Origin of the sequence: Pseudomonas emilianonis (assembly GCF_023072625.1) — a bacterium.
GTDB lineage: Bacteria > Pseudomonadota > Gammaproteobacteria > Pseudomonadales > Pseudomonadaceae > Aquipseudomonas > Aquipseudomonas paraveronii.
This window is the reverse complement of sequence record NZ_JAKNRV010000049.1, coordinates 1-21,987: the sequence shown is the minus strand read 5'-3', so window position 1 is coordinate 21,987 and position 21,987 is coordinate 1. Positions and strand designations below refer to the sequence as shown.

Here is a 21,987-nt window from a genome sequence, read left to right as displayed (position 1 = left end):
CCAACGGGTTGAGCGCGCCGACAGTGGCCATGCCGATGACTTTGGCCGACCGTGCCACCCTGGTTGCCGTCGAAGCGGCGGCGCCCGCGATCTTGACCACCTTTCCAGCCGCACCTGCACCTGCGGTCACGAAACCGAATGCGTCCAGGCTGAGATCGATCAAGCCGTCAACAACATGGCCGTTGCGGAAATGGTTGATAGACGAGCGCAAAGGGATCAGGTCTAACAGGAAGTTCTCAACCGTCTCGGCCCTGTTCCGGTTTTTGTCGTCCGTGGTGAGGCCGCGCGCCTGTTGCTTGATCGCGGGATCATCGAGATTGAGATGCTCAACAAAGGCGTCGGCGATCAGGTGAACGCGCGGCGAGGCAAAGGTGTCGGTGGGTGATTGGCCAGACGCGGTCTGTTCAGTGCTGAGTAGGGATTGACCAGCGCTGGGCGAGAACTCTTTTGTTTCGTAGACGATATTCGCAGTCCTTGAAGTGTCAGGTGTTGCTTGCCACTGCGGAATACTGCGGATAGCGCCGGCGTTGAAGTTGATTTCATACGCGCTGGTCACCCCGTCGCGCTCAATCCTTACCAACAATTGTTCGCCTTTTGGTAGCTCCGTTTTGTCGTTAAACAAGCCCAGTCCCAGTTTATGGGAGTGGTTTTGAAAAAAACTAACCTTGCCCTCTTCAAAGTTCTTTCGGTCGTCGGCAGGTAATTGGCCGATCAAGTGCTTTACATAGGTGTTGATCGCGCTCTTTTTTTCCTCAATGACGCTGTTGAATTGCGACTTGAACGCCTCCGCCACACCAAAGCTGGGTTTGGCGTTCAATGCCGCCAGAGGCACGCGGCTGTCGCGAGTGCTGTAAACCGCGTCGGGTCCCACGTCCATCATGGCGATATCCAATAGCGAATGGGGGCCCACTATCAGGTTGCTGCGGCGGATATCGCCACCGGGGACGCGGCTCACATGAATCAGTTTTTCTTCAAACAGCGCTTCCTGATCGGGAAAGCGCTTTCGCAACTCGGCCAATGCCAACTCTTTGCGCGACGGGATGTCTTTGTCGAATGCCTCTGACGCTGACGACATCAACGATCGGCGCTCATTGAAACGGGTCACCAGGTCGTTCAAGTCGTCGGAGGTGTATAGGTGGTCGGCTTTTTTTTCCAGCATGCCATTGGTCACGCCCCAGTCGGTCAAGGCGTTACGCTGCGCGGCGTCCGTCACGTTCTCGTCTGCGCCGCTTGCGTGTTCGGCCTCCAGCATGACCTCGGCGAAGGTCATGTTGGCGACCCGGCCGGGTGTGCTGGTGTCGATTGTCGTCGCGGCCACCGCGAGATTGACCCAGGCCGGACTGCCATAGGTCACGCTGTTTGGAATGTCCTTGATCAGGAATACTGGCGCACGACCAGCCAGTAGCAGGTGGGCGGCTGCGCCTGCCAGTTCAGGACTGGTTTTACCTTGCGCGACCAAGTGTTGACCCAGCGCATCGACTATCTCGGCGGCTGACTTGCCCTTGAGTTTTTCGTCGGCCAGGTCAAAACCGGCAACGCTGTTGCGTTGGGGGGCGGCGATGGACTCTGGGTCCAGTTGCAGTATCACGGCCGCGAGGAGGTAGTCGAGCGTGCTGCTATCGGTTGCAATACCCTGCATCTGTTCCTGAAGCGCGCGGCCCAACGATTGTGCCTCTGGCGAATCGATGAGGGCGTTCAACGTCGCGGCTGGGGTCGTCAGCGCTTCTGGGGGGAGAGTGGTTCGATGCCGCAAGAACTCCATTATCCCGCCTGTGGTTTGCTTGAGCGGCTGTTTTTGCCCAAGGGGGGCCGTGTAATTCTGGGTACTGGCACGCAAGCGTTGTTGCACGTCGGTGCTCAGGGGGACCGGCCAACTGAGGGCGCCGCCCAGATTACCCAAGGGGTGTGCCTTGGATTGGTTGGTCGCGGCGTCCGAGAGACCGGTCAGGGAAAAATGGCTATAGGGTAAAAGCAGTCCCCCCTGGCGATTGATGAAGGTCTCCAATGTGGTGCTGCTGCCGACTTCTGCGTAATAAACCGAGTCGGGGTGAACGTCCATCGGTGTTGTCTTGAGGGCCGCCAGCACCGCCGAAGGGGAGGCATCAGGCCCTAGCCGCCGGGCGATTTCGTTAAGTTTGTCTCCGAGTGTTTTGAAGTTGTGATGATGCCCCAGCTTCGCCTTGAGGCTGGAGCTTTGCTCGACGGTGACGCTGGCTGGCGGCAGTGTTGGCACCGGTGAGTCGTGGCCGGATGTGAGCGTCATGGCAGGCCGGGTATCGACAGGTTCTGGCGTTTGCGCGAAAAGGGATATCAATGAAGCGCTGGGTCGGGTTTGCAAAGAAGAAATAGTCATGCGAGCACCGTTTTTTGAAAAGAAGGTGAACGTCTTTTTCGCGGAGCTTCCCTTTTCCCAAGACGCTTTCTTCTGTGTGAAACCTGACCACCCAGGTTCCGGATCAGGGCGCGCAGAGTGTGAGCAACTGAAACGACGACGGAAGTTGCACGGTGCTCAGGGCACTTTTGCTGCATTTTTTTTCGGATTGCACCCGTTCATGGCAGAAAAATAGCGTTCAACGGCAACTTTGGGGCAAACTCCGGGTTTTTCCGTATTTGGCCAAGGTATGCCCATGACCCCCTCGTCGTCCGTCGATGAAAAGAGTTTTCGTGCACTGTTGAGCCGCAACGTGGCACTGCCCCTCGGTGTGGGCGTTCTCAGCGCGGTGTTTTTCGTGTGCCTGATCACTTATTTGTTGTCGGTGATCCAATGGGTAGAGCACACCGACCGGGTCATCAATAACCTCAATGAAACGTCCAAGCTGACGGTTGATCTGGAAACCGGCATGCGCGGCTTCCTGATCACGGGCGACGAGCATTTTCTCGACCCATATGAAGTGGCCAAGCCGCGGATCATTGCCGATTTGCGCAATTTGCAGGAGCTGGTAGCGGACAACCCCCAGCAGGTGGACCGCCTCAAGCGCCTGGAAGCCCTGCAAATCGAGTGGAACAAATACGCCCAGTCGATGATTGATATGCAGCGCGAGAGCGGTGATTACCGCAGCGCGGTGAAGGCTGGCCGGGGCAAACGCCTGACGGATGAGATTCGTAAGGAATACGACGAAGCGGTGGCGATGGAGCAACAGTTCCGGATCGCGCGCAACGCAGAAGTCACTCGTACTACCGTCATCAGCGTCACCCTGTACTTGGTGTTCGTGCTGGGGTTGAGTGGCTTCCTGGCCTACATTGGCCGTAAAAATTTACTTTCTCTATCAAATAGTTATAGCGAAAACCTCGCGTCACAAGAGAAGATTGCGCGACGCCTGGAACAGCAAGCCTGGCTGCGCAATGGCCAGACTGAATTGGCCGAGCAGGTGCTCGGTCAACTGACCCTGAACCTGTTGGGGCGCAATATCCTGCAGTTCTTTGCCCAGTACATGGGCTCGGCGGTCGCGGCGCTGTATGTGCGTGAAGAACACGGCGGCCTCAAGCGCGTTGCCACCTATGGTTTCTCCCGCGAACAGGAGCAGCAGGAGCAGGCGATCTATAGCGACGAAGGCATCGTTGGGCAGGCCGCCCAGCTCGATCGCCTGATTCGCCTGGACGATGTGCCTGTCGACTACTTCAAGGTCAGTTCCGGCCTGGGTGAGGGGCCGACGCGAAGCGTACTGGTGATGCCCACCAGTGATGACGACCGGGTCAACGGCGTGGTCGAACTGGGCTTCCTGCGCCCGTTGGAAGACCGTGATGTCGAGTTGCTGGAACTCATCGCCGGCAATATCGGTACCTCCATCGAGGCCGCCCGCTATCGCCAGCGCCTGCAGGAAGTTCTGGCCGAGACCCAACAGCTCAATGAAGAGCTGCAAGTGCAGCAGGAAGAACTCAAAACCGCCAACGAAGAACTGGAAGAGCAATCGCGCATCCTCAAGGAGTCCCAGACCCACCTGGAAACGCAACAGGCGGAACTCGAGCAGACGAACGAGCAATTGGCCGAGCAGGCCCAGACCCTGGTCGAGCAGCGCGATGCCATGGACCGCAAGAACGTCGAGCTCAACCAGGCTCAGCTCGAACTGGAAGACCGCGCCGAAGAGTTGCAGCGCTCCAGCAAGTACAAATCCGAATTCCTCGCCAACATGTCCCACGAACTGCGCACGCCGCTGAACAGTTCGCTGATCCTGGCCAAGTTGCTGGCGGAGAACCCCCAGGAAAACCTCAGCGCCGAGCAAGTCAAGTTTGCCGAATCGATCTATTCCGCCGGCAATGACCTGCTCAACCTGATCAACGACATCCTGGATATCTCCAAGGTCGAAGCCGGCAAGCTGGAAATGCGCCCGGAAAACTCCAGCGTGGCGCGCCTGGTCGACGGCCTGCGCGGGATGTTCGAGCCGCTGGCGGCCGACCGCAAGCTGGGGTTCCAGGTGGAGGTGCAGGAAGGTACGCCGACCCTGCTCTTTACCGACCGCCAGCGCCTGGAGCAGATTCTCAAGAACCTGCTGTCCAACGCGGTCAAGTTCACTGAGCAGGGCCAGGTCAGCCTGTCGGTGTCCCGCGCACCGGGTGAGGGCATTGCCTTTACCGTGCGCGATTCCGGGATAGGTATCGCCCCGGATCAGCAGGAAAGCATCTTCGAAGCCTTCCGCCAGGCCGACGGCACCACCAATCGCCGTTACGGCGGCACCGGCCTTGGGTTGTCGATCTCCCGTGACCTGGCCGCGTTGCTCGGCGGCTATATCAGCGTCACCAGCGAACCCGGCCAGGGCAGCATTTTCACCCTGGTCGTCCCGGAGCAGTACGTCGAACGCGATGAAGACGCTGCACCGGCCGAACAACCGCGCCAGGTCGTTGCCGCCCCGGCGCCCAAGCCCATCGCTGTCTCGCCGCTGCCGGTGGCCGATGCCACACAGATCCCGCAGTTTGCCGACGACCGCGAAAAAGCGCCGTTCACCACGCGTTGCATCCTGGTGGTGGAAGACGAACCGAATTTTGCGCGCATCCTGTTCGACCTCGCCCATGAGCTGGGCTACCACTGCCTGGTGGCCCATGGCGCGGATGAGGGTTACAGCCTGGCCGAGGAATACATCCCCGACGCCATTTTGCTCGACATGCGTTTGCCGGATCATTCCGGGCTGACGGTGCTGCAACGCCTCAAGGAACACGCCAATACCCGCCACATCCCCGTGCATGTGATTTCCGTGGAAGACCGCGTCGAAGCTGCCATGCACATGGGCGCCATCGGTTACGCGGTGAAACCTACCACCCGCGAAGAACTCAAGGACGTGTTTGCGCGCCTGGAAGCCAAACTGACCCAGAAGGTCAAGCGCATCCTGCTGGTAGAAGACGATGACCTGCAGCGTGAGAGCATTGCCCGCCTGATCGGCGACGATGACATCGAGATCACCGCCGTCGGCTTTGCCCAGGAAGCCCTCGATCTGCTGCGCACAAACATCTACGACTGCATGATCATCGACCTCAAGTTACCGGACATGCTCGGCAACGAGCTGCTCAAGCGCATGGCCACCGAGGATATCTGCTCGTTCCCGCCGGTGATCGTCTACACCGGGCGCAACCTGACCCGCGACGAAGAGGCCGAGCTGCGCAAGTATTCACGCTCGATCATCATCAAGGGCGCCCGTTCGCCGGAGCGCCTGCTCGACGAAGTCACACTCTTTTTGCACAAAATCGAATCGCAGTTGTCCCATGAGCGCCAGAAGATGCTCAAGACTGCGCGCAGCCGCGACAAGGTCTTCGAAGGGCGCAAGATCCTGTTGGTGGACGACGATGTGCGCAACATCTTCGCCCTGACCAGCGCCCTGGAGCACAAAGGCGCCGTGGTGGTGATCGGGCGTAACGGCCATGAAGCCATCGCCAGACTCAATGAAATCGACGATATCGACCTGGTGCTGATGGACGTGATGATGCCGGAAATGGACGGTTACGAGGCCACCGCCTTGATCCGCCAGGACCCACGCTGGAAGAAGCTGCCGATCATCGCAGTGACGGCCAAGGCGATGAAGGACGATCAGGAGCGTTGCCTCGCGGCCGGCTCCAACGATTACCTGGCCAAGCCAATTGATCTGGATCGCCTGTTCTCGCTGATTCGCGTATGGCTACCGAAGATGGAACGTATTTAAGTGGAGCGCAGTTTTTTGGAAAAAAGCAGTGATATTGAACTGCGCTTGCTGATTGAGGCGATCTACCTCAAGTACAGCTATGACTTTCGCGACTACTCCGGGGCGTCGGTCAAACGCCGTGTGGCCCATGCCCTGCGCCAGTTTGACTGCGCGACGATTTCGGCGCTGCAGGAGCGCGTGCTGCACGACCCGGCGGCGTTCATGCAGTTGCTGCAGTTTTTGACGATCCCGGTCAGCGAGATGTTTCGCGACCCGTCGCACTTCCTCGCGATCCGCCAGGAAGTGGTGCCGCTGCTCAAGACTTACCCGTCGATCAAGATCTGGATCGCCGGTTGCAGCACGGGTGAGGAGGTGTACTCCATGGCGATTCTGCTGCGCGAAGAAGGGCTACTGGAACGCACCATCATCTACGCCACGGACATCAATCCTGCGTCGCTGGATAAAGCCAAGCAGGGGATCTTCTCCCTGGAGAATGTGCGAGCCTATACCGCCAACTACCAGCAAGCCGGCGGGCAGCGTTCATTTGCCGACTACTACACGGCAGCTTACGATTACGCGATCTTCGACAAGACGTTGCGCGAAAATGTCACGTTCGCCGACCACAGCCTGGCAACTGACAGTGTATTCTCAGAAACTCAATTAATTTCGTGTCGCAATGTACTGATTTACTTCAATAAAAAGTTGCAAGATAGGGCCTTTGGATTATTTCATGAGTCGTTGTGTCATCGTGGTTTTCTTGTGCTTGGCAGCAAGGAAACCGTGGATTTTTCCGCCTACAGCACGCAATTCGAGCCCTTGGTCAAACAGGAACGGATCTACCGAAAATCATGAACGACGCTGCCGCCAACCCGATTTGTGGGATTGAAGCCATCGTCGTCGGCGCGTCCGCCGGCGGCGTTGAGGCGTTGCTGAGTATTTTTGGCGATCTGCCGGAGACCTTCAGCCTACCGATCATTGCCGTGCTGCACCTGCCGGACCAGCGCCGTAGCCAGTTGGCAGAAGTGTTTGCGCGGCGTTTGCGGATTCCGGTACGCGAAGGGCAGGACAAGGAAGTGATCCAACCGGGCACCTTGTACTTCGCCAGCCCCGGTTATCACCTGTCGGTGGAGCATGACCGCAGCCTGTCTTTGAGCCAGGAAGACCGGGTACACCACTCCCGGCCCGCCATCGATTACCTGTTCGCTTCGGCCGCAGATGCCTATGGCCAGGGCTTGCTGGCGATTTTGCTGACCGGCGCCAACCAGGATGGCGCCCAAGGGCTGGCCCACGCCAAGCAATCCGGCGCCACCACCGTGGTCCAGGACCCCAAGGACGCCCGGATTGCCGTGATGCCCCTGGCGGCCCTGGCCTTACACTCTCCTGATCATATTCTGAGCTTGAGCCGGATTGGCTCATTGCTGGCTTCCCTGGAATCTTCCCCATGTTAAGTACTGTCCAGGCCAAACTGCTGATCGTCGATGATCTGCCGGAAAACCTGCTGGCCCTCGAAGCGCTGATCAAGCGCGAGGACCGTCAAGTCTTCAAGGCATTGAGCGCCGACGAGGCCTTGTCCCTGTTGCTGGAGCACGAGTTCGCCATGGCGATTCTCGATGTGCAGATGCCCGGCATGAACGGTTTCGAGCTGGCCGAGTTGATGCGCGGCACCGAAAAAACCAAGAACATTCCGATTGTGTTCGTCAGCGCCGCCGGCCGCGAACTCAACTATGCCTTCAAGGGCTACGAAAGCGGCGCCGTGGACTTCCTGCACAAGCCGCTGGATATCCATGCGGTGAAGAGCAAGGTCAATGTGTTCGTCGACCTGTACCGCCAAAGCAAGGCGATGAAGCTGCAGGTGGAAGCGCTGGAGCACAGCCGTCGCGAACAGGAGCTGCTGCTGGCACGCCTGCAGGCCACTCAGGCTGAGCTGGAGCAGGCGGTACGCATGCGCGATGACTTCATGTCGATCGTCGCCCACGAAGTGCGCACGCCGCTCAATGGGCTGATCCTCGAAACCCAGTTGCGCAAAATGCACCTGGCCCGGGACAACGCCGCAGCGTTTACCCTGGACAAGATGCACGCCATGGTCGACCGTGATGAGCGGCAGATCCATAGCCTTATCCGCCTGATCGAAGACATGCTCGACGTCTCGCGCATCCGCACCGGCAAACTGTCGATTCGTCCGGCACGCTTTGACCTCACGCAATTGGTGCGCAACCTGCTGGAAAACTTCGCGCCGCAAGTGGCCGCCGCCGAGTCGTCCATACAGTTGGAGGCCCAAGGCCCGGTGGAAGGTAGCTGGGATGAGTTTCGCATCGAGCAGGTCGTGTCCAACCTGCTGACCAACGCCTTGCGCTATGGCACCAAGAGCCCGGTGGAAGTGCGGGTGTATAGTGAACAGGGCATGGCACGGATCGAGGTTCGAGACCACGGCATCGGCATCAGCGCAGACAACCAGAAGCGGATTTTCCAGCAGTTCGAGCGGGTGTCCGCCAGCCATGTTGCCGCAGGCCTGGGCCTGGGGCTGTTTATTTCCGAGCAGATCGTCGCGGCCCATAGCGGCACCATCGAGGTGGAGAGCCAGATAGGCGAGGGCGCGTTGTTCCGGGTGTGCCTGCCTCTGGAAGCGTCGCTGTGAAAACAATCGTCACTTCGACGCAACCTCTACATGACTGCATGGTCGTAATTGCAGCAATTGACCGGACAAAGGCTTCCCATGAGTGAAGATGCACAAGACGTTGTTCTGATCGTCGAGGACGACGAATCCATTATGTTTGTGCTGGACGAATACCTCAAAGGCCTGGGCTATCGGGTATTGAAGGCGATCAATGGGGAGGAGGCGTTTGAAATCCTCGCCAGTAAACCGCACCTGGACCTGATGGTGACTGACTATCGCCTGCCTGGCGGCGTCACAGGTGTGCAGATCGCCGAGCCGGCGATCAAGTTGCGCCCGGAACTGAAAGTGATTTTTATCAGCGGATATCCTCAGGAAATCCTCGACTGCAACAGCCCGATCACACGCAAGGCGCCGATCCTGGCCAAGCCGTTTGACCTGGATACGCTGCAAGAGCATATCCAGCGCTTGTTGGTGTGACACGTCCGTGTGTCAGTCAACCCTCGAATAGGCTCTGACGCTCCTGACCGGCGAGAAGTCAGGGTTACCAGGCAAGCACCTCGGCCTTTGCTTGCGGATCAAGTACCCGAGCTGGGTTATTCCCCTCGAAGAGCTCAAATGATCCATCGGGTTTTATGTCAATGCGGTTGGCCGTTGCGATCGTAGTGGAGGCCGGGTATTTGTTTGCGATATTGAACACCACTTGTTCACTGGCGTGACTTTGCTTCAGTGCGATGCCTAATCCCGGGATGCTCCGGACATTATCGCCGCCCACATAAATCACTTTGCTTCCCTGATCCAATTTCCCCTCCAGTTGTTTAAGCACCCTATGTTGTTCAGTCGTCGGCGTGCCGCCAGGGAAGTGCATCAATGTTCGTTTCCGGTAGACACCGTCGTTCAAGTCGGTAAGCACTGCCAGTGTCGAACAGTCACCAATACCTCGGGTGCTGATGATTGACGTCGGATCAGTGACGGTGACGTCCGTATACTCCGACATATGGACGTAGTGGGTCTGAGCGGGGGGCTTCACGTTAGTGGTAGTCGTCGGGATAGGGTCTTCATAAAGCCGTTTGATAGGTCTGTCATGAAGACTCGCGGTGCCTATCCACGACTCGTTATGGTCACTGATCTTGAATTCAAGTTTTTTGGGGTCATTGCTATAAGTTTTGTATTGGACCGGCAGCTTCTTATCATTGAATATTTTTTCGAGGCCACGCTTCATCATGGCCTCGCTTGAGAACTCGGCCACTCCAAAATTTGGGTCGTAAAAAAAGAACTTCTTAGCGTCGCCATCCGGCACGGACCCTGCCAGCATTGCATGGCCAGGGGAGTCGATCATCACTGTCTTGCCGCCCGGTGCGTTGGCCAGTTCAGTAATCATGTCCTGATACGTTACCTGGCGCTGCGGATTCCCGGCGTGAAACATCGTCGGTGTGCTGATGCTTTTTTGCACCTCACCTAATGTGCGAGTAAATACTCGCGCCGCCTCGCTCCGTGGATTAGCGGCGGCGATGTACAGGTTGTCGATGAACACCCGCTCTTTTCCTTGAGCCTTGGCTGACGCGAAGGTACGAGCAAGGGCGGCGCACTGGCCCTCGGAAAGACGGTTGACCTGGCTAAGGTAGAAGGCCTGAGGTACGGGGGTGAACGTTCCTCCGACAGTATTTACGTGGGCGTTGAAATGCTGTGTGCCGTTGAGCCCGTGCTGCACAGCCAGCCTTTCCTGCTGCCGGACTAATGTGCCCACCTCTCTTGCGGTTCGGTCCGGACGTAGTGCTAGCTTCATCACGTCTTCTGATTTCATGCCCTTGACATAGCCTTTGATCCGTTCCGGCGCGCCCTCTTCATAGCCATTCTTAAAGGCTGCGCTGGGCATCCCATCTCGTTGGTGACGATCAAGTAACGTTCCCCAATCTTTGCGGATTTGAATCGACGCCGGTGAGGGAGGCGTCAGCACGTTTTGCCACGCACGAAGCGCCGGAGTGCCGCCTCGAATGGAGGCTTGGAAATCGTCCAGTGCCTTGCCGAACGGGCGCTGGGTCGCAGTATCAAAGGCATACCATTTACCTTCCTGGAGTACCGCGGCACCTTGCTGCGTCTCGCCGGAAGTCTTGAAGGTGCCCATCGCGGCGGCGTCGTACTGTTTGCTTGCGGCGACCAAGTCGTAGCCAGTGTGCGTGCCTCGCAGTTGCCGGATGTCTTGAATCGCGTCGCTGATGACACGTTTGCCTGCACTTGCCACGCCGCGACCTGTAGCGCGCAGCAAATCCGCCGCACCGTCCAGCGGGTTGACCAGGCTGATTGCCCCAAGCCCGAGGGTTTTTCCTATGCGCAAGGCCTTGCTACCCGCAGAGAGGGTGCTGGTTACCACTTTCGCTGCTTTGCCCACGGTCGCCGCCCCGGCCGTCATGACGCCAAATACGTCGAGTGACAGGTCAACAATGCCGTCGCCGATATTGCCATCTGTAAAGTTTTTGATCGCCGAGCGCAGTGGGATCAAGTTAAGCAGAACCGTGTTCAACTTCCTGTAGAAGGGAACCTCGGACTCAACCGTCGTGACCCCTTGAGCCTCGGCTTCCAGCGCTCCCCATACACTGCTGACCTTGGCCACCGTGGCACCGATGGCCACGCTTCTGGCGCTGGAGAAACTATTCAACGGCCCCCCTGTGTCGGTTTTTTCTTGTACGAGCTGTTGCCGTACAAGCGGGCTACCTTCATCGGGGATGGACAGTGTGACCGGGACCATGTCCGTGTAAGGCGTCCTGTTATCACGCGGTTTTCCGTCTTCTATATGAAACCCAGGCTGATAACCGGGTTGGAAATCGCCGAGATCCCGGCGTTTGGTGAGCGTGTTCTTTTGGACATTCAGTTCATAGGTGTGGGCAATCCCGTCGCGCATCACTTTCAATAGCACAGGGTTACCTTCGGCAGCCGGTACCCGGACGATACCGCTGGCCTGATGTTCGCCCTTGAACTCGGTGAAGATCGAGAGGCTCCCGTATTCGATATTCTGTCGGTCTTCCAGCGGCAACTGGGCGATCAAGTGCTTGACCTGCGTGGCGACGCTGCTGTCCAGGGCGCGGCCAAACTGTTTGAACTCACTCACGAATTCCCTGCTGATATTCTTCAGCGACTGGGTCTTGCTCAAGACTTCCTCGAGGGTGAAATTGGGCGTGTTGGCGGCAGAGCGTCCAGGGCCTCTGCGTGGTGCTGTGTAGGGCTCAATCACCCACTGGTTGGGGGGTTGTGAGGCGCCGTTGCGCCTGGCAGGGTGGTAGGGCACCTTGGGCGGGTTGTGCAGCATGTTCTCCATGTATAAGTCCAATATCGAGTAAGGCCCTGGTCGATCTTTGTCGTAGGTGCTCAGTACGATGCACTTCAGTTCCAGGCGTGCGTCATTGCCCAACGTCTTGCGCAATTCGGCCAGGGCCATCTCTTTGCGAGATGCAGGCGCAGGTGTGCGCTGTGCTTCGGACGCGGCTCTCAGTTCGCCGACCTGTTGGTTAAAGGCATCGGTGATGGTTTGCATATCTGCAGGCGACGCCACACTCGTGACGATACCGTTGGTCAGGCCCCATTCCTTCAGGGCGTCATGCTGAGCGACATATTCGATCTGACGCTGAGCATGGGAAACCGGGGCGATATCGGCGTACAACATGACTTCCCCGTAAGTCATCATTGATGCCCGGCCCGGGGTCTCTGCCTCAATGCGGGCCACCGCCGTACTCAAGCTGACGTGGGCAGGGGAGCCATGAGTGACCATGGCAGGGATATCCTTTACCAGCAACTCCGGCGCCTTGGATGCCAGTTTCAGGTTGGTCTGGATAATGGATTTTTCCGGTGACGAAGCCTCTTTTGTGATGAAGTACAAATGGTTGGCCACGCGCTCGGCCGTCTCTGACAAAGGCTTGCCTTTAAGCTGCTGGCCGGCCAGGTCAAAGCCTGAAATATGCTTCTGGGGCAAGGTCGCCCGGGTAAATGCATCGGTGTAATTCAGGTTCAAGGCAGCCATTAACCAGTCATTGACGCTGCCTTTGACTGACAGTGTGTTGAACTTGGCCTGGATGGCCGCCCCCAGCGCCTGGCCCTTGGGCGATTGGATGAGTCGATCGAGCAGTTGCCGCGGATTGCGAAACTCGTTGGCTTCGATCACCACACCTTGCATCAACGCTTCCAGCACATTGCGGTTGGATCCCAGGTTCAGATCGCCAACATTGCCGTGCTGCAAGAATGCCAGTAGTTGGCGCTGGGTGTCCGTGTCAATCGGCTGCGGCCAGGACAGCGCGCCGCCGTAGTTGCCATGGGTGGGACCTCGCGGTGTGGGGGTTAGGAGCAATAGCCTGAGGTTCTCCACTTCTCGCGCAGTGCCGGGTTTATCAAAGGCGTGGTGTTCAAAAAAGTCAGCCAGGCTGACGACGCCTCCTTCCTGCAAGCCTTGGTCCTGTTGATATGAGGAATGGGGGTTCAGCTCGAAGGTGTTTTCCCGCAGATACTCGGGGATCTGCGACGACGCAAGGGCGCCTGAGGCAAGCGCTGTCCTCAGATGCTTTAACAGCACAGCGGCTTGATGTCGGTTATTGATATTCCCCAGCAGCGTCTTCTGATTGTCGAGTGCGTGCTCGCTGCGCTCGTCATGGATGTCAGGGAACACCGCCGTATCAAGCTGTGCAAAGGTTTTATCGCGCTCTAGTTCGGTGGCGCGTTGCTGGAATTCAGAAGGCGCGATTCGCGTCGGCTCTTGGTAGAACTGCCCAACCAGCCAGGCCGGCGCGCGGTTGGCGCTCTCGGGCGAAGGGAGCGGGAACGGCCTATTCCTGCCGGATATGACCCGTCCGGCATCCATTAACGGCCCTCGCACCGCCGACCAGTGCTTGTCCTCGCTTGCACGCATCTGTAATGGCGCATCGAGCGAAACATCCGGGGTCACACGGTAGGTGACTTGACCGCTTTGCGGCAGGATTTTGATCGACCCAGATTGGGCTCTGACATGGCGCCGCCAGTCAAGGAACTCGGGGGACTGAGTGGCCTCGCCCAACAGCTTCCACCATTGGCCAAATGTTGAGTCTGGTGGAATATCCACCAAGATGGCGTTGTCGTTGGTGGGAACACCGGTGAAGCCCAGCAACGCCTTGCCATAGTTTTGCGCCAACTCGCTGCCGCCGCTGGCCCTCGGGGAATCGCCAGTGGCAATGAGGGGGGCGCTTTCGTGACCAGACTCCACATGCCCCCGCGCAGCGGGTTCGAGCGCGTCGGCGGCAACGGGAGGAGGCAGGGGGGTGTGCAGGAGGCTGCTGGAAATCGTCATAGGCTACGGCTCTATCATCAGGATTGAAGTCCACTGGGTGCAAATTCCGAGTCCCAGTGGTAATCCTTCGTACCGAAGCCCCTCGGCTGATTCCATTTTCGAGTCGTGGCTTTATTGCCTGTTGTTACCTCTTGGCGCCTATAGATTCGCCGTTGCAGCGTCTGAACGGATCATTTCTCTGACCTTTGCCGTCAATAAATCAAACGTAAACGGCTTGGTAATCAACTGCATCCCAGGGTCCAGAAAACCGCCGCGCACGGCCGCGTGTTCGGCATAACCGGTGATAAATAGCACCTTGAGTTCCGGCCGAATCTGCCGCCCGATTTCCGCCAGTTGCCGGCCGTTCATACCCGGCAGACCGACGTCACTGATCATCAGGTCAATGCGCTGGTCGGACTCGATGATCGGCACGGCCGTGTTGGCATCGCCGGCTTCGACATAGGCGTAGCCCAGCTCCTTCAGCACGGCGCTGACCAATACCCTGACCGCAGGGTCATCCTCCACGATCAGCACCGTTTCGCCGGCATCGGCAAATGGCAGCAGGGCGGGGTTTACCGCTTCGGCCACCACCATTTCGCCGACGAAACGTGGCAGAAACAGGCTGACCGTGGTGCCTTTTTCGACTTCGCTGTGGATCGTCACGTGGCCACCGGATTGCCGTGCAAAGCCGTAAATCATCGACAGGCCGAGGCCGGTGCCCTGGCCGATCGGCTTGGTGGTAAAGAAAGGGTCAAAGACGCGACCCATGACGCTTTCCGGGATACCGCAGCCGGTGTCGCTGACGCTTAATTCAACGTAGTCACCGGGTTGCAAGGTGCCGTAGGCGGCGGTGAACACGCTGTCGAGATGGCGGTTGCTGGTTTCCACGGTGAGATTGCCGCCGTTGGGCATCGCATCGCGCGCGTTGATCACCAGGTTGAGCAGGGCGCTTTCCAGTTGGTTGCGGTCGGCCTCGGCGGTCCAGAGCGGTTCGCCGAGGCGCATATCCAGCGCAATGCTTTCATTGATACTGCGTTGCAACAGTTCGCCCATGGAGGTCACCAGTTGGTTGATCTCGACGGGTTTTGAATCCAGCGATTGCCGGCGGGAGAACGCGAGTAGGCGGTGGGTAAGGCCGGCGGCACGGTTGGCGGAGGTGACGCCCAGGTCGATCAAGCTGTCCAGGTCGTCCAGCTTGCCGCGCGAGACGCGCCTTCGCAGTAACTCCAGGCTGCCGATTATCCCGGTGAGCATGTTGTTGAAGTCATGGGCGATGCCGCCCGTCAACTGGCCGACGGCCTCCATTTTCTGTGATTGGCGCAGCGCGTCTTCATTGCTGCGCAACTGCGCCGTGCGTTCTTCCACTTGCTGCTCAAGGGTCTCCAGCGTGCGCTGCAAGCGCAGTTCGCTTTCGCTCAAGTCGATCAGCCGGTCGCGTGCATCGTATTGCCGGCGCCGACCGCGCAGTGCGGCACTGACCAGGCTGATCAACGTCACGGGATGGAAAGGCCGCTCGAGGAAGGTGACGTTGCCCAATAACCCGCTCAGGTGCGAGGAGCCGTTCTGCTCGTTGCCGCCGTGATGGGTCATCAACACGATGGGCAAATCCGACCACGCAGGCTGCTGGTGCAAACGTTCGAGCAGCGGCTCCAGGTCCACGCCGCGCAAGGCTTCGGCCGCAATAATCAGCAGGCCGGCACCGTCTTCCAGTGCGCCGCACAAGGCCGTCAGGCTAGTGGCGATCATGCCGCTGTAACCGGCCTCGTTGAGCATCATCAACGCCAACGCGCCGTCACGGCCCATCGGCGCAAGTACGATTGCACGCTCGGAGAGTGGAGATAAACCCGTCACTAGCCCTCATCCTTGAGCAGAGGCGAGCCGGCGCCCATGTACGTCGGGATACCGCGCAGTACGCCCTGAAAGTTATCGAGCGGCTCGCCGACGGTCATGCCCTGGCTGCTGATCCGGTATTCGCGAATGGTCGACTCATGGGGGCCGGTGCGTTTCTTGATGATGGAAATGGCGCGGCGCACCTTGCCCAGCGCTTCGAAATAGCGCAGCAGAATGACCGTGTCGGCAAGGTAGGTAATGTCGACGGGCGCTTGCATGTCACCGACCAGGCCGTGCTGGGCGACCGTCATGAAGGTGGCGGCGCCACGGCGGTTGAGATACAGCAGCAGTTCGTGCATATGCAGGATCAGCGCATTTTCTTCCGGCATTGCGGCCTGATAGCCGTTGATGCTGTCGATGACCACGGTCTTGATCCCGCCCTCATCCACGCAGCGCCGCACGCGGTGTGAGAACTCGCCGGGAGTCAACTCGGCCGCGTCGACTTGTTCGATCAGCAGGTTGCCGGTGGCTTGCAGCGTGGCGAGGTCGATGCCCATGTTTTTCATGCGCTCGAAGAGCAGGCCCAGTTCCTCATCAAAGATGAACAGTGCGGCTTTTTCGCCCCGCGCCACAGCGGCGGCGGCAAACACCATCGAGATCAGCGACTTGCCGGTGCCCGCCGGGCCGAGGATAAGGCTGCTGGAACCGGTCTCGACTCCGCCCCCCATCAAGGCATCCATTTCGCGAATGCCGCTGCTCAGGGTCTCGCGCACGTAGCCGCCGCGATGTTCGGCCGCCACCAGGCGCGGGAAGACATGCACGCCATCGCCCATGATGGTGAAGTCGTGGAAGCCGCCCCGGTACTTTTGGCCACGGTACTTCACGACGCGCACGCGGCGGCGTTCTGCACCGTAATTGGGCGTCAGTTCTTCCAGGCGAATCACCCCATGGGCCACGCTGTGTACGGTTTTGTCGAGGGATTCGGTGGTCAGGTCATCGAGCAGCAATACCGTGGCGTCGTAGCGCACGAAGTAGTGTTTGATTGCCAGGATCTGCCGTCGATAACGCAGGGAGCTTTGCGCCAGCAGGCGGATCTCGGAGAGGCTGTCGACCACCACGCGGGTCGGCTTGACCCGTTCCACCACTTCAAAGATCTGCCGCGTGGCCTCGCCCAACTCGAGGTCGGAAGAGTACAGCAGGCTTTGCTGATGCTCGGCATTGAGCAGGCTTTCCGGCGGGGTCAGCTCGAAAATATGGATATTGTCATCCAGATCCCACCCGTGGGATATCGCACCTTCGCGCAATTCACGCTCGGTTTCGGACAAGGTGATATAGAGCGAGCGTTCACCGTTCTTTGCACCCGCCTGCAGGAAGTGCAGGGCAACGGTGGTTTTGCCGGTCCCTGGCTCGCCTTCGAGCAGAAACAGATGGCTGCGGGACAGACCGCCGGAAAGAATGTCATCAAGACCTTCGATGCCAGTGGCCGCTTTTTCGGTTAATAGCGCGTTGGAGGTAGACAAGAAGTGCCCTCAGGTCACATACGAGTAGAGGTGCGCGCTCGTTCGAGCGCGCCATAGCTTCTTGACCATGGCGTATCAGCGGGGTTCCACCTTATCGGGCGTTGTACGTGTGTCGGCGCTGGGGCCAGTGCTGCCGTTGGCCTACAGCCCCTGCTGCAGCGCCGGATCATCCGGGTTTTGTTGTTCCAACTGCGCCAGCAGCACTTGCACGTTCTGCAATTGGCCGCTTTCTGTCCAGTAGGTGACGAGCAGCACCCGCGCCTTGCGATTGGCCGGGTGGCGCTGGATGATTTCTTCCAACTGGCGCTGGGCAGCTTCGAGTTCCTCCTGGGCGTGAAGGGTCGTGGCCAGGTCGTACCGGTAATCCTGATTACTCGGTTCCAGCTCCACCGCCTTCGACAGGCCGAGCAACGCGTAAGCGCGCTCACCGTGGTGCAGCAACCACATGCCCAGGGCGTGTTGCAGGTACGCGGATTCGGGATGCGCCGCCAACTGGCGGGCCAGCAGTTGGCGCGACTCGTCGGTCTTGCCCTGTTTGTCCAGCAGTTCGATTTGCGCAACCACGGCTTGCAGGTTGTCCGGCTGCAGGCGCATTGCTTGCTCCAGGGCGTTCTGTGCCTGCGGCAACAGCGCGCTGTGGATATACAGGCGCGCCAGTTGGAGCCAACCTTCGGCGGTTTCAGGTTGCGCCTTGAGCTTCTTCACAAACTCATCGAGCACTTGCTGCAAGGGCCCGAAATACAGGCCGAGGGTGTCGGGCGAGAGACCGAGCAACGCATTGGCGGCGGTAAAGCGCACGTCTTGTTGCGGATCGTCGAGCAACGGTCCGAGCAACAGGGTGCGCTGGCCCGTCGGCACCAGGCCGACGATGCTGTGAATCGCCGCTTCACGCACTTGCGGTGAGTCATCGGCCAGATCCTTGTCGGCGAGCTTCAGTGCCTGGGGGCTGGGATAATTGGGCAGTTCGGCATGCAAGGCGACGCGGCGCTCGTCGGAAAGGTCCGGCCGGGCCAGTTGCTGATACAGCACGCGGGCGGCGCCCGGTTCGCCGTTACGCGCCTGTTTCAAGGCTTTCGCGTAGCCATGGGCAATCGCGGGCGGCACGGCCACCGGGGTGGAATGCGAGAAATACCAGGTGATCAGCACAATCAACAACAGGGCGCACAGGCCGATGATGGAGTAACGGCGTGACTTTGACATGCAGGCGTCCGGGAGCTTAGGCAGCTAGGGCAAAGCCCTCAGCTTCGGTCAGACCACGGCGAGTGTCAAACCCGCATCAGGTCAGCACGTATTCCACCGGCTCCAGAGCCGGCGGCAAGGCCGTTTCGCCGAGGGCTGCCAGGATCTCGCGTTCCAGCGTCCGCACGATCGCATTGCAGGGCAGGTCGTTCTCATCGAAGCCGAAGGGATCTTCCAGATCGTCGCCGATTTCGTCGAGGCCAAAGAAGGTGTAGCTGACGATCGCGGTGAACACCGGCGTGAGCCAGCCCAGCGGTTCGGCCATGGCAAACGGCAGCAGGATGCAGAACAGGTAAATGGTGCGGTGCAGCAGCAGGGTGTAGGGGAAGGGCAGCGGTGTGCTTTTGATCCGCTCACACGCCGCCTGCACCTGGCTCAGGCTGACCAGCCGGGTCTCCAGTTGGGTGTAGCGCCATTCACTGAGCACGCCCCGTTCGGCCAGCCCGGAAAACCGCGCGCCGAGCTGTTGCAGTACCTGGTCAGGAAGGTTGGGGTGGCCTGAGTCGACTTCGATCCAGGGCTTTAGCGCTTGGGCTTCATCTTCCAGGCGCAGACGCGCGATCAACCCATGGGCAAAACCGCAGAGGCCGCGCAGTAGGCTGGCCCGTTCCAGCGGGTCGCTGAGCACCTGGGTTTCACGGATCAGTGAGCGCACTTCGATGATCATCTGCCCGAGTTGCTTGCGGCCTTCCCACCAGCGGTCGTAGCAGGCGTTGTTGCGAAAACTCATGAAGATCGACAGCGATAGCCCGAGCAGGGTGAACGGCGTGGCATTGACCTTGGAGAAATACGCCGGGTGCAGGGTTTCCACCAGCACGATGACCGAGGCCAGCAACGTGACCAGCAGGCTGCGCAGGGCGATGCGCTTGGCGATCGAGCCCTTGAGCGAGAACAGAATGCCCAGGAGGTTGGGTTTGGGGCGAACAATCATCGGGAGGGGCTTCTTCGGTGGCGCATGCCATCAGGTTAGAAGCTGGCGTGCGGGGCGTCCAATCGCTTGGGCCGACTGCTTGATCGGCGGGGTCTATGATCAAGAGGCATTGGCCAAACCAGTCAGGCATGTTGGTGGCTTTGACCATTGCTGCTGCAGCGCTCTAGAGCCACTATTTCCGCGGTTCTTGTCCAAAAAAACGTCCTGAAAATAAAAATACTGAAGGATTTGAAGCGATGCGTGACTATTTGGCTGCCACTACCGAGTTCGATTACCAACACACCGTCGACAGCACCTTGGCCGGAAACCTGCAGGGTCTCAATGCCTGCGTGGAATGCTGCGACCGGCATGCATTGCCAGGGCGCATTGCGCTGTTCTGGGAAGGCAAGGACGGGCGCAGCGCCACGTCCACCTTCAGCGACTTGCAGGACCAGGCTTCGCGCTTCGCCAATTTCCTGCTGGCCCAGGGCGTCAAACGCGGCGACAAGGTGGCCGGCCTGTTGCCACGCACCGCCGAATTGCTGGTGGTGGTCCTCGCGACCTGGCGCATCGGCGCCGTCTATCAACCTCTGTTTACGGCCTTCGGCCCCAAGGCCATTGAACACCGCCTGAGCAGCTCCGGCGCAGCCGTGGTGGTCACCGATGCGGTGAACCGGCCCAAACTCGCCGAAGTGGAAGGCTGCCCGACGATCGTGACGGTCACTGGCACCAACGGCGAAGGCCTGGTGCGCGGTGATTTCAGTTTCTGGGCCGAGCTGGCCAATTACTCCAACCACTGCGAGCCGGTGCTGCTGGGCGCAGACGAGCCGTTCCTGCTGATGTTCACCTCGGGCACCACCGGCCCGTCGAAAGCGCTGTCGGTGCCGCTCAAGGCCATTGTTGCGTTCCAGAGCTACACCCGCGACGCCATCGACCTGCGCCCTGAAGACGCGTTCTGGAATGTCGCCGACCCGGGCTGGGCCTACGGCATCTATTTCGGCGTGACCGGGCCTTTGTCCATGGGCCATCCGATTACCTTCTACGATGGCCCGTTCACCCTGGAAAGCACCTGCCGGGTCATCAATAAATACGCGATCACCAACCTGGCCGGCTCGCCGACCGCGTATCGCCTGTTGATTGCCGGCGGCGAGCAATTCGCCCGCTCGATCAAGGGCAAGCTGCGTATCGTCAGCAGCGCCGGCGAGCCGCTGAACCCGGAGGTGATCCGCTGGTTTGCCGACAACCTGGGGGTGACCATCCATGACCACTACGGCCAGACCGAGCTGGGCATGGTGCTGTGCAACCACCACGGCCTGGAACATCCGGTGCATGTCGGGTCGGCGGGTTTTGCCTCGCCGGGGCATCGCATCGTGGTGCTGGACGACGATCACCAGGAGTTGCCTGCCGGCCAGCCGGGGATTCTCGCCATCGACCGCGAGCAATCGCCAATGTGCTGGTTCGCCGGCTATGACGGCGCGCGGACCAAGGCTTTTGTCGGCAAGTATTACCTCAGCGGCGATACCGTCGAACTGAACCCGGACGGCAGCATCAGCTTCGTCGGACGCAGTGACGATGTGATCACCACCTCCGGCTATCGCGTCGGCCCGTTCGACGTGGAAAGTGCGCTGGTCGAACACCCGGCGGTGGTGGAAGCGGCGGTCGTCGGCAAACCCGACCCGGAGCGCACTGAGCTGGTGAAAGCCTTCGTGGTGATCAACGAGCAGTTCCGCGCCACCCCCGAGCTGGCCGAGGAGCTGCGCCTGCATGTACGCCAGCGCCTCGCCGCGCATGCCTACCCGCGGGAAATCGAATTTGTCAGCGACTTGCCCAAGACCCCGAGCGGCAAGCTGCAACGCTTTATTTTGCGTAATCAGGAAATCGCCAAGGCGCAAGCCGCGTTGGCCTGATCCACTTTTCAAGGAAACAATGATGCAGATTGAAAACAAGGTTTTTCTGGTCAGCGGCGGCGCGTCGGGCCTCGGTGCAGCCACCGCTGAAATGCTGGTCGCTGCCGGTGCCAAGGTGATGCTGGTGGACATGAATGCCGACGCGGTCGCGGCCAAAGCCAAACAGCTGGGCGACAACGCCCGCAGCGCCGTGGCGGACATCAGCCAGGAAGCCGCTGCCGAAGCCGCCGTGCAAGCCACCGTTGCCGCCTTTGGTGGCTTGCACGGGCTGGTGAACTGCGCCGGTGTGGTGCGCGGCGAGAAGATCCTCGGCAAAAACGGCCCTCACGCGCTGGCCAGCTTTGCCCAGGTGATCAACGTCAACCTAATCGGCAGCTTCAACCTGCTGCGCCTGGCCGCTGCGGCCATTGCAGAAACCCCGGCGGATGCCGACGGTGAGCGCGGCGTGATCATCAATACCGCGTCGGTGGCGGCGTTTGACGGGCAGGTCGGCCAGGCGGCGTATGCCGCGTCCAAAGGTGCGATCGCCAGCCTGACACTGCCCGCCGCGCGGGAGCTGGCGCGCTTCGGCATTCGGGTGAT

General features: G+C 59.6%; 12 protein-coding genes and 1 pseudogene. 7 read left to right on the top strand and 6 right to left on the bottom strand.

Translation table 11 applies throughout. The features are described from left to right. Positions 1-2,353: pseudogene (locus tag L9Z73_RS08165) on the bottom strand (hypothetical protein); the annotation flags it as partial. A gap of 274 nt (positions 2,354-2,627) precedes the next feature. Between L9Z73_RS08165 and L9Z73_RS08160 the strand changes: the two are divergent. From L9Z73_RS08160 to L9Z73_RS08140, 5 genes are all read left to right on the top strand, one after another. After that, positions 2,628-6,125: a response regulator gene (locus L9Z73_RS08160; RefSeq protein WP_247398413.1), complete on the top strand. Its 3,498-nt coding sequence runs from the start codon at positions 2,628-2,630 to the stop codon at positions 6,123-6,125. After that, entirely contained in the window at positions 6,126-6,956 is an 831-nt protein-coding gene (locus L9Z73_RS08155) for a CheR family methyltransferase (RefSeq protein WP_426099763.1), read from the top strand. After that, the gene (locus L9Z73_RS08150) at positions 6,953-7,552 is read left to right on the top strand and encodes a chemotaxis protein CheB (protein ID WP_247398400.1); all 600 of its coding nucleotides are present in this window, start codon (positions 6,953-6,955) and stop codon (positions 7,550-7,552) included. The genes L9Z73_RS08155 and L9Z73_RS08150 overlap by 4 nt, the downstream gene beginning before the upstream one ends. After that, positions 7,546-8,739 carry a hybrid sensor histidine kinase/response regulator gene (locus L9Z73_RS08145; RefSeq protein WP_247398398.1) on the top strand — a complete coding sequence of 398 codons (1,194 nt, stop codon included), beginning with the start codon at positions 7,546-7,548 and terminating at the stop codon, positions 8,737-8,739. Before L9Z73_RS08150 ends, L9Z73_RS08145 begins: the two co-directional genes overlap by 7 nt. A 78-nt stretch (positions 8,740-8,817) precedes the next feature. Further along, the gene (locus L9Z73_RS08140; protein ID WP_247398395.1) at positions 8,818-9,195 is read left to right on the top strand and encodes a response regulator; all 378 of its coding nucleotides are present in this window, start codon (positions 8,818-8,820) and stop codon (positions 9,193-9,195) included. 64 nt (positions 9,196-9,259) lie between these two features. Here the strand turns inward: L9Z73_RS08140 and L9Z73_RS08135 are convergent, their stop codons facing one another. The 5 genes from L9Z73_RS08135 to L9Z73_RS08115 form a co-directional block, all read right to left on the bottom strand. Next, a complete protein-coding gene (locus L9Z73_RS08135) occupies positions 9,260-14,020 on the bottom strand; it encodes a hypothetical protein (protein ID WP_247398392.1) in 4,761 nt (1,586 codons plus the stop codon). 138 nt (positions 14,021-14,158) lie between these two features. After that, positions 14,159-15,850: an ATP-binding protein gene (locus L9Z73_RS08130; RefSeq protein ID WP_247398390.1), complete on the bottom strand. Its 1,692-nt coding sequence runs from the start codon at positions 15,848-15,850 to the stop codon at positions 14,159-14,161. Further along, on the bottom strand, positions 15,850-17,349 hold the full coding sequence (locus L9Z73_RS08125) for an ATPase domain-containing protein (protein WP_247398387.1): 1,500 nt from the start codon (positions 17,347-17,349) through the stop codon (positions 15,850-15,852). The genes L9Z73_RS08130 and L9Z73_RS08125 overlap by 1 nt, the downstream gene beginning before the upstream one ends. A 141-nt stretch (positions 17,350-17,490) precedes the next feature. Further along, positions 17,491-18,549 (bottom strand): tetratricopeptide repeat protein, encoded by a 1,059-nt coding sequence (locus L9Z73_RS08120; RefSeq protein WP_247398384.1) that lies wholly within the window; start codon positions 18,547-18,549, stop codon positions 17,491-17,493. Between the two features lie 76 nt (positions 18,550-18,625). After that, positions 18,626-19,519 carry a bestrophin family protein gene (locus L9Z73_RS08115; protein ID WP_247398382.1) on the bottom strand — a complete coding sequence of 298 codons (894 nt, stop codon included), beginning with the start codon at positions 19,517-19,519 and terminating at the stop codon, positions 18,626-18,628. Positions 19,520-19,755: 236 nt separating this feature from the next. On the opposite strand from L9Z73_RS08115, the gene L9Z73_RS08110 reads away from it, so the two are divergent. After that, entirely contained in the window at positions 19,756-21,405 is a 1,650-nt protein-coding gene (locus tag L9Z73_RS08110) for an AMP-binding protein (RefSeq protein WP_247398378.1), read from the top strand. A 22-nt stretch (positions 21,406-21,427) separates the two neighbouring features. Next, positions 21,428-21,987, top strand: a 560-nt coding sequence (locus L9Z73_RS08105) for an SDR family NAD(P)-dependent oxidoreductase (RefSeq protein WP_247398374.1), incomplete at its 3' end; no start/stop codon positions are given.

Excerpts from the sequence above, each read along its gene's own strand:
- L9Z73_RS08160 (WP_247398413.1), top strand. The coding sequence starts at position 2,628 with ATGACCCCCTCGTCGTCCGTCGATGAAAAGAGTTTTCGTGCACTGTTG.
- L9Z73_RS08150 (WP_247398400.1), top strand. The coding sequence starts at position 6,953 with ATGAACGACGCTGCCGCCAACCCGATTTGTGGGATTGAAGCCATCGTC.
- L9Z73_RS08145 (WP_247398398.1), top strand. The coding sequence starts at position 7,546 with ATGTTAAGTACTGTCCAGGCCAAACTGCTGATCGTCGATGATCTGCCG.
- L9Z73_RS08140 (WP_247398395.1), top strand. The coding sequence starts at position 8,818 with ATGAGTGAAGATGCACAAGACGTTGTTCTGATCGTCGAGGACGACGAA.
- L9Z73_RS08135 (WP_247398392.1), bottom strand. The coding sequence starts at position 14,020 with ATGACGATTTCCAGCAGCCTCCTGCACACCCCCCTGCCTCCTCCCGTT.
- L9Z73_RS08120 (WP_247398384.1), bottom strand. The coding sequence starts at position 18,549 with ATGTCAAAGTCACGCCGTTACTCCATCATCGGCCTGTGCGCCCTGTTG.
- L9Z73_RS08115 (WP_247398382.1), bottom strand. The coding sequence starts at position 19,519 with ATGATTGTTCGCCCCAAACCCAACCTCCTGGGCATTCTGTTCTCGCTC.
- L9Z73_RS08110 (WP_247398378.1), top strand. The coding sequence starts at position 19,756 with ATGCGTGACTATTTGGCTGCCACTACCGAGTTCGATTACCAACACACC.